The organism is Halanaerobium saccharolyticum, from assembly GCF_003259895.1.
GTDB classification, from domain to species: Bacteria; Bacillota; Halanaerobiia; order Halanaerobiales; family Halanaerobiaceae; genus Halanaerobium; species Halanaerobium saccharolyticum_A.
In genome coordinates this window covers 191654-210367 of sequence record NZ_QLME01000002.1, presented here as the reverse complement: position 1 = coordinate 210367, position 18714 = coordinate 191654, and the positions used below count along the sequence as shown (strand labels likewise).

Genomic DNA, 18714 nt, shown 5'->3' with positions numbered 1-18714 from the left:
ACTATACTATTTCTGCTATTGGGGCTTCAATTCCTGCACCAAATATTTGAAAGTTAAAATTGTCAACTGCTTTACTTGTTTCCACTTTTCCCTGGTGCAGCAGAGTGATGTAGTCAGCTAATATTTTGATCTGTCTTCGATCATGGCTGACCATGACAACTGTCATCTCATCTGTTACTAAATCAGCAAAATGAGAGTTAAAAAAATGGATGCTTTCTTCATCAAGGTTTGTTGTCGCTTCATCTACAAATAAAACTTCTGGCTCAGTAATTAAAGCTCTGGCAATTGAAGTTTTCTGTCTTTCTCCACCCGAAAGAGTATGAGCAGACTGATGCAGTAGGTTTTCAATTTCAAGCTTTTTAGCTATTTCTTTAACTTTCCTATCTATTAATTTTGGGCTGCAGTCACGAAGCTTTAAGGGAAGAGCAATGTTATAATACACATTACCTCGATATAAATATGGATCCTGCCAGATTACAGAAAATTTACGCCTCAGTTTTAAATTCTGTTCTTCTTTATTAATTTTCTGGTCTTTATAATAAAGCTGACCACTGTAATCCTGATCAACCAGACTTAAAATATTTAAAAGAGTTGTCTTTCCACTTCCATTACCACCAATTATAAAGTTAAATTTATTTTTTAAGACTACAAAATTATCAATATCTAAAATTTTCCTGTCTCCACATATTTTTTTAATATTTTTTAATTCAATAATTTTATCGTCTTGCATAATTTTTCCCCTCCTGCAGATAATAAGTGACTAAATTTATTAAAAATGATAATGACAGGAGTATGATACCTAAAGCTAAAGCAAAAGCAAAACGACCTTTGTTGGTTTCAAGTGACATTGCTGTGGTAATAGTCCGGGTAACTCCCTTAATATTACCTCCAATCATCATTGAAACTCCAATCTCACCCAGCACTCTGCCAAAACCTGCTATTACAGCCCCTATAATTCCATATCTAGCCTCTAAAATCAAAAGTTTAAACTTTTGTCTGCGGCTGGCTCCCATTGACACAGCCGTTTTGTATAGTTTTTCATCCATTGAAAAAATTACATTTCTGATCAAGGCAGTAATCAAAGGTATGATTAAAAGCACCTGACCAAATATAATTCCTGTTGGAGTAAAAAGTAGATCTAATTCTCCCATAATTCCCCGTCGGGAAATAAGTGAATATACAAAAATCCCGACTACAACTGTGGGCAGGCTTAAAAGTGTATTTAAAATAATATTAATAAACTTTTTTGTTTTAAATTTATTGCGGGCAATTAGTACTGCCAGAGGGATAGAAATAATTGAAGCAATAAAAGTTGAAGATAGAGAAATTTTAAGAGAAGTTGTTACCACCTGAATAACTTCGGAATCTAAAGTTATGATTAACTCAAAAGCCCTAAATATTGCATCAGTATAATAGTCCACATTTTTCCTCCTGTAAAATACAATTTAAACAGTCAGCTGCAGAATAAAATCAGCTCTGCAGCCAACTATCAATCTAATCTTTTTTAAAAATTATTCTTTCAGATTTTCTGCTTCTATTGCAGATGGGTAAAATAGCTGCTCATCATAACGCTGATAATTATTAATCATGTTTTGACCCTGCTGTGAAGTTAGATATCCAGTTAAAGCCATGGCCAGTTGATAGTTAACATGGCTGTGATAGGCAGGATTAATTGGGATAATCCCATAAGGATTAAACAAAGCCGGATCTCCACTATTAACTATTTCCAGCTCAATATCTCCACTATAAGCTAAATATGTTCCCCGATCAGCCAGAATATAGGCCTGACGTTCATTTGCCATATTTATACTGGGGCCCATTCCCTGACCACTTTCTAAATACCAGCTTCCATCGGGTGTAATTCCGGCATTATCCCAGAGAGATAATTCTTTTTTATTTGTACCTGAATCATCACCCCGGGAAACAAACTCTGCTCCTTTTGACTCAATCTTCTGGAAAGCTTCGACTGCAGTTTCTGTTTCTCTAATTCCGGCTGGATCAGCAGGTGGTCCTAAAATTACAAAATCATTATACATCACATCTCTTCTGTTCACTCCATAGCCATTTGCTACAAATTCATTTTCTGCCTCTCTGGCGTGAACAAAAATTATATCTGCATCTCCATTCCGCCCCAGTTCTATAGCCGCCCCGGTTCCGACTGCTACAACATCCACCCGCACATCAAATTTTTCTTCAAAAGGCGGCAGTAATTGATCCAGTAAGCCTGAGTTTTCAGTACTGGTGGTGGTAGCCATTGTTAAAACTTCCTGGCCGGCTGCAGCTGAACTGAAAACCAGTGTAAAAATAAATATTGTAAAAATAATCTTTTTAATTGACATATTAATCCCCCTCATGCATTATGATGCATTATGATCAATCTCTTCTTTCTATTTTCTGATTTTAATTAAACTTTAAGCCAGATCTGTTAAAAAGTATGCTCAAAAAAATAAACTTCCGGCAGACACCGGAAGTTTTAAGGTGGATTAACACTAATGCAATCCATTTGATCACTCCTTTCCATCCGGGAGGCCTAAACGTTTCCCTTTAGACCCTATCGGTGCAGCAAGCATTACCTAAAAGTTTTAGCTTAAATGCACTCGGAGTTGTGTGACAATTCTTACATTAATGATATCCATATTTATGATTTTTGTCAAGCAGATTAAACTTTAAAACTTTAATTCTCTATATTTCTTGAACCGTTGACAGACTCCCCGCCTATTAACATGAGTGAGGCTTTCCTGGCTAAATTCGGTAATTTTGTTTAAATCTTAATAAAGATAAACTCTGGCTTCATAGGGTCTTAAACTGCTCTTCAGCTCAAAATCAGCTTCTTTTTGATAGTTATTTAAAATTAATTCTGCCTGCTTGATCTCCAGCTGATCATTTAAATCATAGTCAGCATCATTTTCACTGAAGTTTAAAAGCACAAGCAGATTATTTTGCTCTCCCTGACGCTGATAGGCATAAATGTTTTGATCAGCTTCTAATAAAATATCATATTTACCATAGGCAAAAACCGGATATTTTTTGCGCAGAGAAATCATTTTTTGATAATATTTAAATACCGAATCATCTGAACTCAGATCTTTTTCTACATTAATCTCCGGATAATTGCTGTTCATTTTTAACCAGGGTTCGGATTCAGAAAAACCGGCATATTTGCTGTCATTCCAGTGCATAGGAGTACGAGCATTATCCCGGGTCCTATAATTGGCAATCTCTAATATTTCCTTTTGTGTCAGCTGATCCTTTTCCTGCAGTTCTTTGATATAACCTCTGGTTTCAATATCATCAAAATCAGTTAAAGAATCAAAACTGATATTGGTCATCCCAATTTCTTCTCCCTGATAAATAAAGGGTGTTCCTCTTAAAGTATGAAGCATTGTTCCCAGCATCTTGGCTGACTCTTTGCGATATTTACCATCATCACCATAACGAGAAACAATTCTCGGCTGGTCATGATTGCAGAAGTAGAGGCTGGTCCAGCCATTATTTTCCTGCAGCTTATACTGCCACTCACTCATTAAATCTTTAAGTTCTGTCAGATCCCAGTCTGTAATTTTATCCCAGCCTTCTTTGCGGTCAAATTCAAGATGTTCAAAGGGAATAACCATCGAAAATTCTTCTCTTTCCTCTTTCACAAATTTTATCGCTTCTTCCTTATCAACAAAAGGAGTTTCTCCAACTGTCATTGCCTCATATTTATTAAAAGTATTAGCAGCCATTTCTTTGATAAACTCATGGACCCGGGGACCATTGGCAAAGTATTCATGGCCAGCAAGCCCTTCTTTTTTCCCATCAGGGAACCGCTGATCTTTAGAAATCAGATTAATTACATCAAGTCTAAAACCATCTACCCCTTTTTCCAGCCACCAGTTGATCATCTCATAAATTTCTTCCCTGACTTTAGGATTTTCCCAATTTAAATCAGGCTGTTTTGGTGAAAACAGGTGGAGATAATATTGATCTGTTTTCTGATCATATTTCCAGGCAGAACCACCGAAAAATGCCTTCCAGTTGTTTGGTGGACCACCATTTTTGCCGTCTCTCCAGATATAATAATCACGATAAGGGTTATCTTTACTCTGACGAGATTCTTTAAACCACTGATGCTCATCTGAGCTGTGGTTTAAAACTAAATCCATAATTAATTTTATATTCCGCTGATGCAGCAGTTCCATCAGCTCTTCTAAATCTTCCACAGTTCCAAATTCATCCATTATGGCCTGATAGTCACTAATATCATAACCATTGTCATCATTGGGAGATTTGTAGACTGGATTTAACCAGACTGCATCCACTCCCAGCTGATCTAAATGATCTATTTTTTCAATAATACCTCTTAAATCTCCAATTCCGTCATTGTTGCTGTCTTTAAAACTGCGGGGATAAACCTGATAAACCACAGCTTCCTTCCACCATTTTTTATTCATTTTTAAACCTCCACTTATAATTATTTAAGCTGCTTTTTCTGCAGCTTTATCTGTTACTTTTTTAATCAAATTATTGATTGTTAAAAATAAAATAAATAAAATCGTTATAAAAATAGGAATTATCTCCAGAGAAATATTACGGGCCAGCACCCCCGCCAGTCCGGGAAGCAATGCTCCACCCAGTCCTGCAGCTGAAATCTGAATTCCAATTGTATTTGTTGTATGTTCCTTCCCAACACGATAGGAAGTACTGGAAATTAAAGCCGGAAAAATCGGGGCAATGGCAATTCCGGTTATCGCAATCCCGAGCAGTGACAGCCACTGTGATAAATTGACAGCAACTAAGATACTTCCCAGTAAACCCAGAGCAGCTGCATATTTAGCAATTTTTCGACTCAAAAATTTGTAGGCTAAAAATCCAGCTAAGATTCTGCCTACTGTAAAGGAGCCCCAGTAAGTACTAACCCAGAATCCAGCCAGAGCTGTACTGATACCTCTGGATTCTGTAAATAAAGTGTAGGTCCAGTGGCCAATTGCCATTTCTATTCCTGTATAAATAAAAAACAGGAGAATACTCATTAAGGCAGGCAGATGGGTTAAAGTCTGGATCAACTTCATTTCCTGCTCCTGTTCTTTATTTTTATCAGTCCCGGCAGTCTTTTTATTTTTTGGATCTTTCCAGAGAGAAAGGGTTAAAACAAAGACTAAAGCAAGTATTAGCTGAGCCGTACCGACAATCAGATAACCAGTTCTCCAGCTATTAGAATATTTAATCCCATTGGCCATAATAATCGGACCCATTGTAATTCCTACCCCAAAACTGGCATGAAGCCACTGCATTAAACCTTCGTTAAAATGTTTCTCAACATAGGTATTTAAGCCAGCATCAATTGCTCCCGCTCCCATCCCGGCCAGAACAGCCAGCAGCGGCAAAAGCCACCAGAATGGAGCCAGCGTATATCCTATCAGAGCCAGTCCGGTTGCCAGACAGCTGAGGGCCAGCAGAACTGCCACCCCAATCTTTTTGATAAAAAAGCCATTAAAAAAACTGGAAAGCAAATAACCTGTAGTTGAGCCAATTAAGATAATTCCCAGGGCATCAAGGGGCAGAGAAAAACTACTTCTCATTTCCGGCCAGGCAACACCCAGCAGTCCATCCGGCAGCCCCAGGGAAATAAAAGCAATATAAATTAACGCAATCAATAAATATTTCTTTTTTTGTTTATTCATAATTACACCTTTTCTCTGCTTAAATTTTTTTAAAATATCAAATATAATTAAATTCTTTTGCTTAAACAATCTTGCTTAAGCAGTCTCTCTTTTAATTAATTTTAACTCTAACTCTTTCTGATAAATCTCATTTAATTCACCATTAATTGCTTTTAATAAAACTTCAATTGATAGGTGCCCGAGCTGATACATCGGCTGCCAGATAGTTGTTAACTTTAAGTACTTAGCAAGTTCGATATTATCATATCCAACTACCGCTATATCGTCGGGAGCAGTTAAAAATTTTTCTTCCATTGCCTGCAGAACTCCAATTGCCTGATTATCAGAAGCAGCAAACACAGCGGAAGGCCATTTCGGCTCAGGCAGTTCTAATATCTCCTGCATTGACTGGTAACCATCTTCTGTATGAAAATCTCCAAACTTAAGCAGATCTGGATTTAAACTGAGATTATTTTTTGCTAGTATATTTTTTACACCTTTTAAACGATTGATTCCATGCTGACTTTCTTTAATGCCATTGACAAAAGAAATATTTTGATGTCCCTGCTCAATTAAATACTCAACAGCCATTTCCGCACCTTTTACATCATCTAAATGAATAGAATGAAAATCCGGGCTATCTTCATCAGCTAAAACAACCGGAATATCTTCTTTTAATAAAGTCTGGTAGTCGTGTTCACAAATATCCATCGTCACTGCTGCAATTCCATCAACCTTTTTGCTGTGAACAATGTCTAAAATTTTATCCATCATCTGCTGATCTTTATCTATTTTATATAAAACTAAATCTATTTTTTCCTCTTCTAAAGCATCCTGAATACCTTTTAATACCTCAACAAAGAAGTGATCAATAAATGTCGGCACAATAACGCCAACTGCATTTGCTTTCTGACTGGCCAGATTCTGAGCAACTTTATTGGGCCTGTAATTTAATTCTTTCATAACCTTGAGAACCTTATCTCTGGTTTCATCCTTAACTTTACTGCTGTTGTTTAAAACTCTAGAGACAGTTCCAATCCCAACACCGGCTTTTTCTGCCACATCATAAATATTTACTTTATCTTTTGCCATAATTATTAATTATCCTTTCACTGATCCCCTCATAACTCCACTTATAATTTTCTTCTGAGCAACAATATAGACCAGAAGCATCGGAAGTAAAGCAAGTATATAGGAAGCAAAAGCTAAGCTATAGTTGGTGCTAAACTGTGACTGAAAAACATGTTGAACTAAAGGTAATGTCATATTAGAACGATCACTGATCATCAGCAGTGGTAACAAAAAGTCGTTCCAGGCTTTTAAGGCAGTCAGGATTGCTATTGTAGCATTAATCGGTTTTAAAACCGGAAAAATAATTCTCCAGAAAATCTGCCAGACATTAGCACCATCTATAATTGCTGCTTCTTCTATACTCCGGGGTAAAGATTTTATGTAACCTACATAGATAAAAACATTTAAAGGTAACGCGTATACAATATATAATAATATAAGTCCACTAAGATTATCAAGGCTTAACATTGCCATTTCCTTAACAATCGGCAGCATAATTAGCGGAAAAGGTATAAACATAGCACTAATAAAATAATAATATAGAAATTTAAAATACTTTTTATCCATATTTCTGGCTATTGCATAGGAAACCATCGAATTAACCCCAAGTACTACGATAACCGTTGGAATAGTGACATAAGCACTATTCATTAGACTCTGAAAATAATTAGTCATTTCTATAGCTTTTAGATAATTAGAAATTTGAAATGAATCAGGGATTGCAAGTATTGATTCTGCTAACTGCTGCGGATTTTTTAGAGATACTATAAATGCCATATATAAAGGTATTATAATAATAAATGATCCTAAAAGCAACAGTCCAGTTGCCCACCAGTTTGTTTTTCCCTTCATTAATAACTCACCTCACGTTTTTGCAGTACTTTTATCTGAAAAAACGAAACAGCCAGGACAACTAATAAAAAGATTACAGCATTAGCAGTCTGATATGCAAATTCTCCGCCCATAAATCCACCGTTATAAATTAGTAAAGTTATCGATTCAGTTGCCCGGCCAGGACCACCTTCAGTTAAGGCCATTATGTGATCAAAAACCATTAAAAATCCCCGCATAGAAATTACAATATTGATTGTAAAGAAAGGAGCGATTAAAGGAAAAGTAATATGTTTAAATTGATCCCATTTTCCGGCACCATCTATTTTAGCAACTTCATATAATTCGTCCGGAACAGTCTGTAAACCAGATAAATAAAGCAGAGTATTAAAACCGCTTGAATTCCAGACAGCAAGAATCACAACTCCAATCCAGGCTAAATCCATATTTCCCAGAATATTTTTACTCAGTATCTCGATTCCCAGACCACGTCCTATTTCCGGTATAATAAAGGTAAAAATATGATTAAATATATAACCAACAACTAAAATACTTAACATATAGGGCACGAAATAAATTGCTCTAAAGGTATTTTTAAGCTTTATTTTCGAATTTAAACCTAAGGCAATTAAAAGACTTAAAATGTTAACTAAAATTGTTGAAACAATAGCAAATTTAAAGGTGAAAATATAAGCATCAAGTGCTCGACCATCACTGAACAGATTAGTGAAGTTTTTAAACCCAACAAAACTATAATCTCCAAAACCTACATAATCTGTAAAACTATAAAATATCCCCTGCAGAGCCGGAAGTGTATGAAAAACAAAAAATAATATAAAAGCTGGAATTGTCATCCAGTAAAATGCAGATGAAGTTTTTTTCATCACTATTTCCTCCCACTTAAAGTTAGAAGCCCCTCTCAATTGTGAGAAGAGGCTCCTTTATTTAATTCCAGTAACTTTGTCTTATCTTGACTGTACTTTATTCCATTCAGAATCAAGCTCTTCTAAAAATTCTTCTACATTTCCTTCGTGTAAGAAACCCTGAATCAGGTTTGGAACCTGCATTCCTGAAGGGTAATAATGATCAGGGAAAGGAGCAATATTTCCGGTTTCAAAATATTCCTTTAAGTCAACTACTGTTGGGTCTTCTTGAAAAACATTTTCCACTGATGAGAAAGTCATCTGCTGGTCAATATAAAATTGTGCATTTTCCTCTTCCAGTAAGAATTTAATAAATTTTTCAGCTGCTTCCGGGTGATCAGTGTTTTTGTTCATTGTTAGAACAGTATCCACTCCAGAAACCAGCATATTTTCAGCTGCATCATTAACTGCAGACAGGGCAAAGGCTCCTAAATTTAAATCAGGATTTGATTCTAAAATAGGATTTATGGCCCAGACTCCCTGAATATACATAAATGATTCACCATTGGCAAAAGCCTGATTACCCTGACTATAACCAAAACCAAAAACATCATCCTGACCGTAATCTAACAATTCATAAATTCTTTCTGCCACCTTTTTATAATTCTCTTTAAATGTAACTTCATTGTCTTTTCTTCTTTGAATAAAGTTTTCTCCCTGTAAATTTGCAGCCAGTGAATTCCAGGGAACCATAATGGTCCAGGCATCTTTAAATGTCAGATAAAAAGGTGTTCCATCATTTTCCTGAATAGTTTCAGCTGTTTCAATAAATTCATCCCAGGTCTGGGGTATATCAAGTCCTAATTCATCAAATTTGTCTTTGTTATATAAAACTGTATTTGCATTTGCTGTAAATGGAATCCCGTAATTGGAATTTCCTTCATGTAAATCCTGCAGCATTTCTCTATAGGCTGTCTGAGTACTTGTTAAGTAAGATGCATCATCAAAATTTTCCAGAATCCCGGCATCTGCTATCTGACCATAAGTAAAATTACCACCAAGACCCATAATATCAGGTATATTATTTCTGGTTAACCTTGATTTTAAAACTGTTTCTGCATCAGGAACATGATTCTGCTCAATATTGATATCCGGATTTTCTTTTTCAAACTTTTCAATTAACCTGTCAAAAGTTTCTACAGCTTCCCTCTTGTTCTGAAAAAACTCCAGCTCAACCTCCTGAGCAAAACCCACCGCACTGAGACCAAAAACCATTACTACTACCAGTAAAACTGAAATAATTGATCGTAAATATTTCATTTAATAAATCCCCCTCTAAATTTTATTATAATTGGAACCGCTTCCAATTAAATTAAAAATAAAATGGAATCGCTTCCAAAAATAATTATAGCAATAGAATTTAAAAAAGTCAAACAATTTAATTAATTTTTTCAGATTCTTTCTCACTATAATTAACTATTATCAATCTCTTTAATGATTTTGGCCGGATTACCACCAACAAACACATTTGCAGGTACATCTTTAGTTACAACTGCTCCAGCACCAACTACAGAATTGTCACCAATAGTTACACCGGGTTGGACTATCACTCCTCCACCAATCCAGACATTATCTCCGATTACTATGGGAAAACCGAGTTCTCTGCCTGAATTCCTTTCCTTCTCTTCTACCGGATGGGTTGCAGTATAAAGTTGAACTGCTGGCCCCAGCATTACATTATCTCCGATGATAATTGTATTAACATCAAGAAATACACAGTTATGATTAGCATAAAAATTTTCTCCAACTGTAATATTATAGCCATAATCACAATAAAAATTAGGTTCAATATAGGGATTCTTTTCTGTTTTTAATAATTTTTGTAGAATTAACTTCTTTTTTTCTTCAGCACTAGGTGCCAGATTATTATACTTATAACAAAGATTTTTAGCCTTTTTTCTTTCTTCCATAAGCTCTTCATTCTGGGGATTATACATCTCTCCCGCTAACATAATTTCTTTTTCGCTTTTCATATTTATTTCCACCTCATATATTTAATATTTCTATATGGAATCACTTCCATCAAAAATTATAACAGTCCAATTTTAGGAAGTCAAAGAATTCTGCTAATCCTATACAGAAAGTTATTTCAGATTATGAAAAAGTGCTAATATAAAAATAAAAACCCGGAGCAAAACTGCCCCGGGATCTTAATTTTTCTCTTTGATTTTAATAACCGCCCATCATGTAATAATCCATCAAGGCGTTATTTTTAAGTCTGTCATGTTTCTGATCAGCTTCAGATTGTTCATTAGCCTTAACAAGATCCTTGTGAGTGCGCTTGTGCTTAAAAATAGTTTTCATTAGTAATGCCCCCTTAATAATTTTGTTAGGGAACATACTCGCTGCACATCTACTTTGTTCCAGAAAATAAGTCCACCGACCTAATAATAACTCCGCTACTCACTCTCTGTCGGTTCAATTAGATTATACTACTTTAAAATCACTTTGGCAAGAGTTTTATGTGAATTTTTTCAAAATTATTTCTTTTGTTCTTTAACATGATAATGTACTAATTTAATAAGCTCTTTGCAGGATTTAACAGGTTTAAAAAGAAGTATTAAAATATTAAGTACTTTTAATTTTTTTACTGGAGAGAGGTTGGAAAATGAAAAGAATAGTTTTAATAATTCTATTAGGCTGTCTATTGGTCAGCATTTATAATACATTTATTTTTGCTCAAGCAGAAAATGAAGATTTATTTAATCAAAACATCGATTTTGAACAGGGAACTTTAAAAGCAGAAGTGCTGGAAGTAGAAACTGAGGGATTTAAGGAAGGCAGAATAAAATACAGCCAGGATTTGCAAATTGAAATTTTTTCTGAGCCATATTCTGGCGAAATAAGAGAAATCGAAAATAATATTATGAGAAACAGCATTTATGGTGAAAACCTGCTGGAAGAGGGAGATAGAATTCTTCTGGCGGCATTTTATGAAAACGGAGAACTTGTTGATGTGCAGTTTCAGGATCTGCTGCGGGAAAGAGGATTAATTTATCTGGGAGCACTTACCCTGGTTCTACTTTTAATCATTGCCAAAAGGCAGGGGGTTCGAACTATCACTGCTCTTCTTTTAACCATGGGAATCATCTTCTTTTATTTGATTCCCCAGATTGCAGAAGGGGCGGCTCCGATTCAGACAGCAGTTTTAACATCTCTGGTTTTAATTGTGATTATTCAGGGAATAATCGGTGGTTTTAGAATAAAATCACTGGCTGCGATTATTGGGACTGCAGCTGGCGTCATTTGTGCCGGAGTCCTGGCTTATGTTTTTGGGCAGCTGGTTGAACTGAGTGGTTTAAGCAGTGAAGAGGCCCGGCTTCTATTAGGATCAGAACTCAATTTTGATCCTGAGGGAATTCTTTTTGCAGGAATTATTATCGGCAGCCTGGGAGCTGTAACTGATGTAGCAATGTCTATTGCCTCAGTTGCCGAAACCACCTGGAAAAACAGCAAAAAGTTATCTATCAGCAGATTATATAAAATAGGTCTGCAGGTAGGGAGAGATATTATTGGCACTATGTCCAACACTCTTATTTTAGCTTATGCTGGCAGTTCCCTATCCCTATTTATTCTTTTTTATCACTTCAGCGAGGGTTGGGTTGAACTAATAAATATGGACTTAGTAGCTACAGAAATCATTAGAGGTCTGGCTGGTACAGTTGGTTTAATAATTACAATTCCAATCACAGCCTTTTCGGCTGCCGTTTTGTATAACAAACTTGATTCTGAATAAAAATCAAAGGGGTGAGCTTATGCAAGAAAATAAACCTGGTCTTAAAATCGCTAACCTGATCTTTTTACTCCTCACAATCTTTGTTAACTTTCTGGCAAATTATCTACCGATTAATGGAATTTCCAGTGGAGCAGTATCTGATTTATACCAAAATCCCTTTACTCCGGCAGGATTTACCTTTTCAATCTGGGGAATAATTTATCTTTTTTTAACCATTTTTATTATTTATCAGTTTACAGGAAAAAGTGAAATTATAAAGAGATTTTCAACTGGCCCCTATTTTATTATAGCTTCTTTAGCCAATATGAGCTGGCTTTATCTGTGGCATCATCAGAGGCTTTATCTTTCTATGCTGGTTATTTTAATTTTACCTTTATCACTATTTCAGATTTTTAAAAGGCTGCATAATTATCAAAATTATTCTCTGACTGAATACCTGGGACTTAAATTTCCATTCAGTATTTATACTGCCTGGGTTACAGTAGCTTTTATTGCAAACCTGATGGCCGTTCTGGTTTATTTTAAATCTGATTGGCCGGCAAATTTTCTCAATATCGCAGCAATTATTGGAATTCTGCTGGGGCTTACAATTGCAGTTAAAATTCTGGATAAATACAAAAATATCGCCTTTGGACTGGTAGTTGTCTGGGCCTATATTGGAATTATCGGAGCCCAGCTCAGTTATCAGACGCCTGGGATGGCAGTAATAATCACTGCCGGAATTTCTATCCTGATCATTCTATTTAAATCAATCTCCGAAATCAACTTTTCTAATTAGTTTAAATTATTTAAATTGCCATCTGAAAATGATTTGAAAATTTGTTGAAATAAATTATATTCAATTTTAAATAACTGCAGCTAAAATTAAAGATCTGTTGCCAGAGAAGAGGTTTCATCCATTAATTCTGAATGAACCTTGATATCTAAAACCGGAGTCCCATCAACTGCATCCAGTCCGTAAACAAAGAGTTTATTATCTTCTTTTTTTAATAATTTAACTGTGGTAACTCCAATAGGATTGGGGCGTCTGGGACTCCGGGAAGAAAAAACACCTCTTCTGGGTCCCACCCGCCATTCGGAGATCAAATCATAACCTTCTGTCTGATGCAGATAATAAACTATCTGTAGATATTCGTAATCCTCTATTTTATAAAGGCCATCTTTATATTGAGCTTCAATTTCAATAATACTTTCATTATTTTTCATCTCTTCCGGACCTGCCGGCTTTTTAAATTTACTTTTAACTTTTCCGATTGCAGTAAATTTTATCATTTTAGCTCTCCTCTCTGTTAAGTCAAAAATTTTAAACAAATAATTTTTCTGCTGCCTCTTTTTTTAAGAGATCATAAACTTTCTGCAGTCCCATATTTTCTTTCTCAGCGATTTTCTTAGACTCTTCATATTCCGGAGAATATTTAATTAATTCCCCTTCATAATAACCGGCCTTAATAGTTACCTTTCCCAGGGAAGAATTCAGATCAAAATACCTGCGTTCCAGACAGCTGCGGTTAACTTCCTGATTTCTGATACCTAGAGTAGTAGTTTCTCTAAAAATAATCTCTTCCAGCTCTTTTTGTTTCTCTGCAGCTGTAAGTACAGTCAATTTTTGAGCCGGTCTATTCTTTTTCATCATAATATTTGTGAGATAGACATCCTTAGCGCCTGCCTCAAGCAGTTTCGGAAAAAGATAAGAATAAATTTCTCCACTCATATCATCAATATTTGTTTCTAAAATTAAGAGCTTTTCTTTACTTTTTTTTTTAGCCTGATAAACCCGCAGTAGATTTGTAATTTCAAAATCCTTTTTGCCAGCACCATAAGCGATTTTATCTATTTCAACTTCCGGCATCTCAATAAATTCTTCAGCCAGAGTTTTAATGATAGCAGCTCCGGTAGGAGTAACCAGTTCTCCCCTAACTCCTGTTGAATAAACGAGTACACCTTTTAAAATTTCAATTGTTGCCGGTGCCGGAATTGGAATTCTACCGTGGGCAGCATCCACAAATCCGGTGCCTAAAGGTACAGCCGAAGCATAAATGTGATCGGGATTAAGCAGCTCAACTAAAATAGCTGTCCCTACAATATCTACTATTGAGTCAACTGCTCCTACTTCGTGAAAATGAACCTCAGCAATTGACTTATTATGGACTTTTGCCTCAGCCTCTGCTACTTTTGCAAAAATATCAATACTCAAAGCTTTTACTTTCTGGCTGAGCTGGCTCTGATTGATTAATTCCTGAATATCATTAAAATTGCGGTGAACATGGTCACTGCTGTGGCTGTGCAAAACAGCTCCCTGAGGCCGGTGATCATGGTTATGCTGGTGCTGATCTTGAGCCTGGTGCTGATGATCTCCACAGCCGTGTTCAGCCTGAGAGTGTTTATGTTCACCAGCGCCATGATCGTGGTCACCATGGTTACCGTGATTGCCGCAGCCATTACAGCCAGCCTGATGCTGGTGTCCATGAGAGTCTTGACTCTGATCATGGTCATCATGATGTCCAGAATGATGCGCCTCAGCAGCTTTGTCATTTCCAGTCGAGACATGATCAGGATGGGTCTCATCCTCTAAAACAACTTTAAAATCAGTGGCAGTAATTCCATTTTTCTGGACAGTAGAAATCTCAATCTCATAACCGGCAAGATTTAACTTTTTTAATTCTTCTAAAAATCTATCCTGATCAACTCCCAGATCAAGTAAAGATGCAATTGTCATATCTCCACTGATTCCGGATAGTAAATCAAAGTATAATATATTTTCCATCTTATCCTTCCTCTCTTGCTTTTTCTATCTGTAAGTTAATTGTACTGGCCAGATAGGCAGCACCAAATCCATTATCAATATTAACCACTCCAATTCCGCTGGCACAGCTGTTGAGCATGGTCAGTAGAGCAGAAACTCCACCAAAATTGGCTCCATAACCAACACTGGTTGGAACAGCAATTACTGGTTTGTCGACTAAACCGCCGACTACACTGGCCAGAGCACCTTCCATTCCAGCTACTGTTATAATTACCTGAGCCTCATTAAATTTATCCAGATTGCCCAGCAGACGGTGAATCCCGGCTACTCCAACATCATAGAGGCGTTCAACAGAATTGCCCAGTGCTTCAGCAGTTACTACAGCTTCCTCTGCAACCGGAATATCCGAAGTACCACCACTGACAACCAGAATTTTGCTCTTAGTTTTCTCCAGTTTCTGTTTTTCTATAAAAATCATCTGCGGCCGCTCATGATAAACCGCCTCAGGTGCAATTTCTTTAATTCGCTCATAGACTTCTTTGCTGGCTCTGCTGGCCAGTATATTATTCTCGTGTTTCAACATTTCTTTAACTATACCTTCAATTTCGGCTAAAGATTTCCCCTCGCAGTAAATTACCTCAGGATAACCATTGCGCAGACTGCGGTGATTATCTACTTTAGCAAAACCAAGATCTTTAAAAGGCAGATCCTTTAAAAAAGCAGCGGCAGCATCTACCTCCACTTCTCCATTTTTAACTTTTTCTAAGATTGCTGTAACATCTTCTTTATTCATCTTTTCCCTCCAGGATTTCTTTATTCATACTTCCACTTTTATAGGCCGACAGATCCAGGGTTACATATTGAAATCCTAATTTCTGTAATTTATCAGACAGCTTATCCATTAAATTTAAGTCCAGAATTTTTTCTCTGTCAGCTTCTGATAATTCAATCCGGGCCAGATTGTTGTGGTCTCGAACCCTGAACTGCTTAAATCCATTTCGCCGCAGCAGTTCCTCTGCAATCTCGATTTTTTCAAGTCTCTCTGCTGTAATTGGATTGTTATAAGAAACCCGGGTAGCCAGACAGGATAATGTAGGCTTATCCCAGGTCACCAGCCCTAGATCTTTTGAGAGCATTCTAATTTCTTTTTTTGTCAGCTGTGCTGCAAGCAGTGGGCTTTTAACTCCCAGTTCCTGTAAAGCCTTGCGTCCCGGGCGATAATCACCTGTGTCATCAAGATTAGAACCCTCGACCACTGTTTTACCAGCAGCATAATCAATAATCTGATTAAAAATTACCTTTTTGCAGTGATAACAGCGCTCAGCCGTGTTTTCTATTGCTTTTTCCAGTTCTGCAAGCTCAACTTCTATTTGCTGATGTTCAAAATTTAATTCCTGCACCAGTTCTTCAACTTCCCTGATTTCTCTATCCGGTACAAAGGGAGTGTTGACCGTTACTGCTTCAAATTTGGCTCCGGCTTTTTGAGCTGCAGCAGTTAAAAAGGTGCTGTCAACTCCTCCCGAAAAGGCAATCACAAAAGGTTCAAGCTCCTTTAAGTTATCTAATAATAAGCTGTATTTATCATCTGTGGTTACTGTAGACATTAAAATACCTCCTGCTTGTTTATTTAAAATTACTAATGAGTAGGTGGTACAAGTGACTTTTTATCATAACCAATTAAATCTTTACGTCCGGCCATCTTTAAAGCTTTACGCACTATTTGCTGATTTTCCTTTTTGTGATACTGCAGTAAGGCCCTCTGCATTTTTTTAGCTTCGACAGATTTAGCTACATATACTTCTTCCATTGTCCGGGGATCATAGCCGCTGTAATACATTGCAGTAGCCATTGTTCCTGGAGTTGGATAAAAATCCTGCACCTGATCTGGATGATGATTAATATCTCTTAAATATTCTGCCAGTTCTACTGCATCTTCCAGCCTACTTCCAGGATGGCTGGAAATAAAGTAGGGAATTAAATACTGTTCTAAACCAATTTCTTGATTAACCTGATAAAAGGCCTTTCTAAATTTATCAAAAACTTCTATTCCGGGCTTACCCATATAGCCCAAAACTTTATCTGAAACATGTTCTGGTGCCACTTTAAGCTGACCACTTACATGATGAGCTGCCAGTTCTTTTAAATATTTACGGCTCCCCTCATCTTCTAAAAGATAATCAAAGCGGATACCGGAGCGAACAAAAACCTTTTCTACCTCCGGCAGTTTCCTTAATTCTCTCAAAATCTCAAAGTATTCTTCGTGATCCACCTCTAACTTACTGCAGGGATCAGGAAACATACATTCTTTGCCCTTACACATTCCCCGCGAAAGCTGATCTGTACAGGATGGCTTGCGAAAATTAGCAGTTGGTCCCCCCACATCATGGATATAACCTTTAAAATCATCCAGAGCAATTATCTGCTTAGCCTCTTCCACCAGTGATTCTTTACTGCGGGCTGTCATCATTTTACCCTGATGAAAAGATATGGCACAAAATGAACAGGCACCAAAACAGCCGCGAGAACTGACAAGACTAAATTTAACTTCTTTAATCGCCGGAACCCCTCCATCTCTTTCGTAAACAGGGTGATAATCCCGCTGATAGGGCAGGGTATATATATGATCCAGTTCTTCCTGACTTAAGGGCTCAACAGGTGGATTCTGAACTAAATAACGATTTCCATGCTGCTGTACCAGCTGCTGACCTCTGATTGGATCCTGTTCTAGATATTCAATTTTATAGGCATAAGCGTACTGCTTTTTACTGCTTTTTACTTCCTCATAGGAGGGAAGCAGTTCATAATCATATAGAGATTCCAGCTCATCAGCAATAAAGGCTGTGCCTGGCAGATAATTAATATATTTAATCTCCAGTCCAGCTTCTAAATTTTCTGCAATTTTTAAAATCTGTTTTTCTCCCATTCCATAAACTAAAAGATCAGCTCTGCTGTCAAAAAGAAGGGAGCGACGAACACTGTCATCCCAGTAGTCATAGTAGGCGAAACGGCGCAGACTGGCCTCAATCCCACCAATAATTATTGGAATCTCCCCATAGGCTTCCCGCAGACGATTACTGTAAACTATAGTCGCCCGATCCGGACGGTGACCACTCTCTCCCCCTGGAGAATAATTATCATAACTGCGGCGGTGTTTGGAAACTGAATAATGGTTAACCATAGAATCCATATTACCTGCAGTTACCAGAAATCCAAACTTCGGTTTACCCAGCTTTTTAAAGTCTGCTGTTGATCTCCAGTCAGGTTGAGCAATTATTCCTACTTTAAAACCGGCATCTTCTAAGACCCGGGCAATAATCGCTGTACCAAAAGAAGGGTGATCCACATAGGCATCACCGCTGACAATAATAAAATCAAGTTCTTCCCAGCCTCTTTTTCGCATATCATCTTTTGAGATTACCATAAACTGATCTCTCGGGTTTTCTAATTTTTCTTCATTATCTTTCTGCTTTAAATCCTGCTTTTTCTTTTCCATTTAATTTATCAGTAACTCCTTTATTATTCTTGAGTTCAAAAAAATATTTTTAAAATTTTATAGTTTTGTATTTTAAATTAAAGACTAAAATTTTGTCGCTCTTTTCTCTAAGCAATCTACTCCTTATTATAGCAGAAAAATACTTTTAAATCGAATTTAGGGACAAATGATTAATTTCACATCTTTTAATTGGTTTTTAACTGCTTATTAAATAATAAATCCCCTGAGAATTTCAGCTGCCTGTTAAAGCAACTTAAAAGGCTCAGGGGAAATAA

Annotated in this window: 18 protein-coding genes and 1 riboswitch; of the genes, 2 read left to right on the top strand and 16 right to left on the bottom strand. The window is 36.7% G+C overall.

What is annotated here, in order from left to right; genetic code table 11:
- Position 1 precedes the first annotated feature (1 nt).
- From C7958_RS02570 to C7958_RS15865, 11 genes are all read right to left on the bottom strand, one after another.
- Positions 2-730, bottom strand: a complete 729-nt coding sequence (locus C7958_RS02570; protein ID WP_111571105.1) for an ABC transporter ATP-binding protein — start codon at positions 728-730, stop codon at positions 2-4.
- Positions 717-1421, bottom strand: coding sequence for an ABC transporter permease (locus tag C7958_RS02565; protein ID WP_111571104.1), 705 nt, complete (start codon positions 1419-1421; stop codon positions 717-719). Before C7958_RS02565 ends, C7958_RS02570 begins: the two co-directional genes overlap by 14 nt.
- Positions 1422-1511: 90 nt before the next feature.
- Complete coding sequence (locus C7958_RS02560; protein ID WP_111571103.1) at positions 1512-2339, bottom strand: substrate-binding domain-containing protein; 828 nt, start codon at positions 2337-2339, stop codon at positions 1512-1514.
- A gap of 155 nt (positions 2340-2494) precedes the next feature.
- Positions 2495-2615, bottom strand: a riboswitch (molybdenum cofactor riboswitch).
- Between the two features lie 153 nt (positions 2616-2768).
- Positions 2769-4433 carry a glycoside hydrolase family 13 protein gene (locus C7958_RS02555; protein WP_111571102.1) on the bottom strand — a complete coding sequence of 555 codons (1665 nt, stop codon included), beginning with the start codon at positions 4431-4433 and terminating at the stop codon, positions 2769-2771.
- Between the two features lie 24 nt (positions 4434-4457).
- Positions 4458-5663, bottom strand: a complete 1206-nt coding sequence (locus C7958_RS02550) for an MFS transporter (RefSeq protein ID WP_111571181.1) — start codon at positions 5661-5663, stop codon at positions 4458-4460.
- A gap of 75 nt (positions 5664-5738) precedes the next feature.
- Positions 5739-6734 (bottom strand): LacI family DNA-binding transcriptional regulator, encoded by a 996-nt coding sequence (locus tag C7958_RS02545; protein ID WP_111571101.1) that lies wholly within the window; start codon positions 6732-6734, stop codon positions 5739-5741.
- Positions 6735-6743: 9 nt separating this feature from the next.
- Entirely contained in the window at positions 6744-7565 is an 822-nt protein-coding gene (locus tag C7958_RS02540) for a carbohydrate ABC transporter permease (RefSeq protein ID WP_111571100.1), read from the bottom strand.
- On the bottom strand, positions 7565-8428 hold the full coding sequence (locus C7958_RS02535) for a carbohydrate ABC transporter permease (RefSeq protein ID WP_111571099.1): 864 nt from the start codon (positions 8426-8428) through the stop codon (positions 7565-7567). Before C7958_RS02535 ends, C7958_RS02540 begins: the two co-directional genes overlap by 1 nt.
- 81 nt (positions 8429-8509) lie before the next feature.
- Positions 8510-9727, bottom strand: coding sequence for an ABC transporter substrate-binding protein (locus C7958_RS02530; RefSeq protein WP_111571098.1), 1218 nt, complete (start codon positions 9725-9727; stop codon positions 8510-8512).
- Positions 9728-9879: 152 nt separating this feature from the next.
- Entirely contained in the window at positions 9880-10440 is a 561-nt protein-coding gene (locus tag C7958_RS02525; RefSeq protein WP_111571097.1) for a sugar O-acetyltransferase, read from the bottom strand.
- 196 nt (positions 10441-10636) lie between these two features.
- The gene (locus tag C7958_RS15865; RefSeq protein ID WP_258394128.1) at positions 10637-10771 is read right to left on the bottom strand and encodes a hypothetical protein; all 135 of its coding nucleotides are present in this window, start codon (positions 10769-10771) and stop codon (positions 10637-10639) included.
- A gap of 304 nt (positions 10772-11075) precedes the next feature.
- Between C7958_RS15865 and C7958_RS02520 the strand changes: the two genes are divergently transcribed.
- Together C7958_RS02520 and C7958_RS02515 are read left to right on the top strand one after the other, a co-directional pair.
- Positions 11076-12203, top strand: a complete 1128-nt coding sequence (locus C7958_RS02520) for a YibE/F family protein (protein WP_111571096.1) — start codon at positions 11076-11078, stop codon at positions 12201-12203.
- Positions 12204-12222: 19 nt separating this feature from the next.
- Positions 12223-12981 carry a hypothetical protein gene (locus tag C7958_RS02515; RefSeq protein WP_111571095.1) on the top strand — a complete coding sequence of 253 codons (759 nt, stop codon included), beginning with the start codon at positions 12223-12225 and terminating at the stop codon, positions 12979-12981.
- 86 nt (positions 12982-13067) lie between these two features.
- On the opposite strand, the gene tsaA is transcribed toward C7958_RS02515, so the two are convergent.
- Genes tsaA through C7958_RS02490 form a run of 5 tightly spaced genes read right to left on the bottom strand, consistent with a single transcriptional unit; the run spans position 13068 to position 18439 of the window.
- Complete coding sequence (tsaA, locus tag C7958_RS02510; RefSeq protein WP_243834224.1) at positions 13068-13475, bottom strand: tRNA (N6-threonylcarbamoyladenosine(37)-N6)-methyltransferase TrmO; 408 nt, start codon at positions 13473-13475, stop codon at positions 13068-13070.
- Positions 13476-13506: 31 nt separating this feature from the next.
- Complete coding sequence (gene larC, locus C7958_RS02505) at positions 13507-14967, bottom strand: nickel pincer cofactor biosynthesis protein LarC (protein WP_111571094.1); 1461 nt, start codon at positions 14965-14967, stop codon at positions 13507-13509.
- A 1-nt stretch (position 14968) separates the two neighbouring features.
- Positions 14969-15739: a nickel pincer cofactor biosynthesis protein LarB gene (gene larB / locus C7958_RS02500; protein ID WP_111571093.1), complete on the bottom strand. Its 771-nt coding sequence runs from the start codon at positions 15737-15739 to the stop codon at positions 14969-14971.
- Complete coding sequence (gene larE / locus C7958_RS02495) at positions 15732-16550, bottom strand: ATP-dependent sacrificial sulfur transferase LarE (protein ID WP_111571092.1); 819 nt, start codon at positions 16548-16550, stop codon at positions 15732-15734. Before larE ends, larB begins: the two co-directional genes overlap by 8 nt.
- Before the next feature lie 32 nt (positions 16551-16582).
- Positions 16583-18439, bottom strand: a complete 1857-nt coding sequence (locus C7958_RS02490) for a YgiQ family radical SAM protein (RefSeq protein WP_111571091.1) — start codon at positions 18437-18439, stop codon at positions 16583-16585.
- Between the last annotated feature and the right edge of the window lie 275 nt (positions 18440-18714).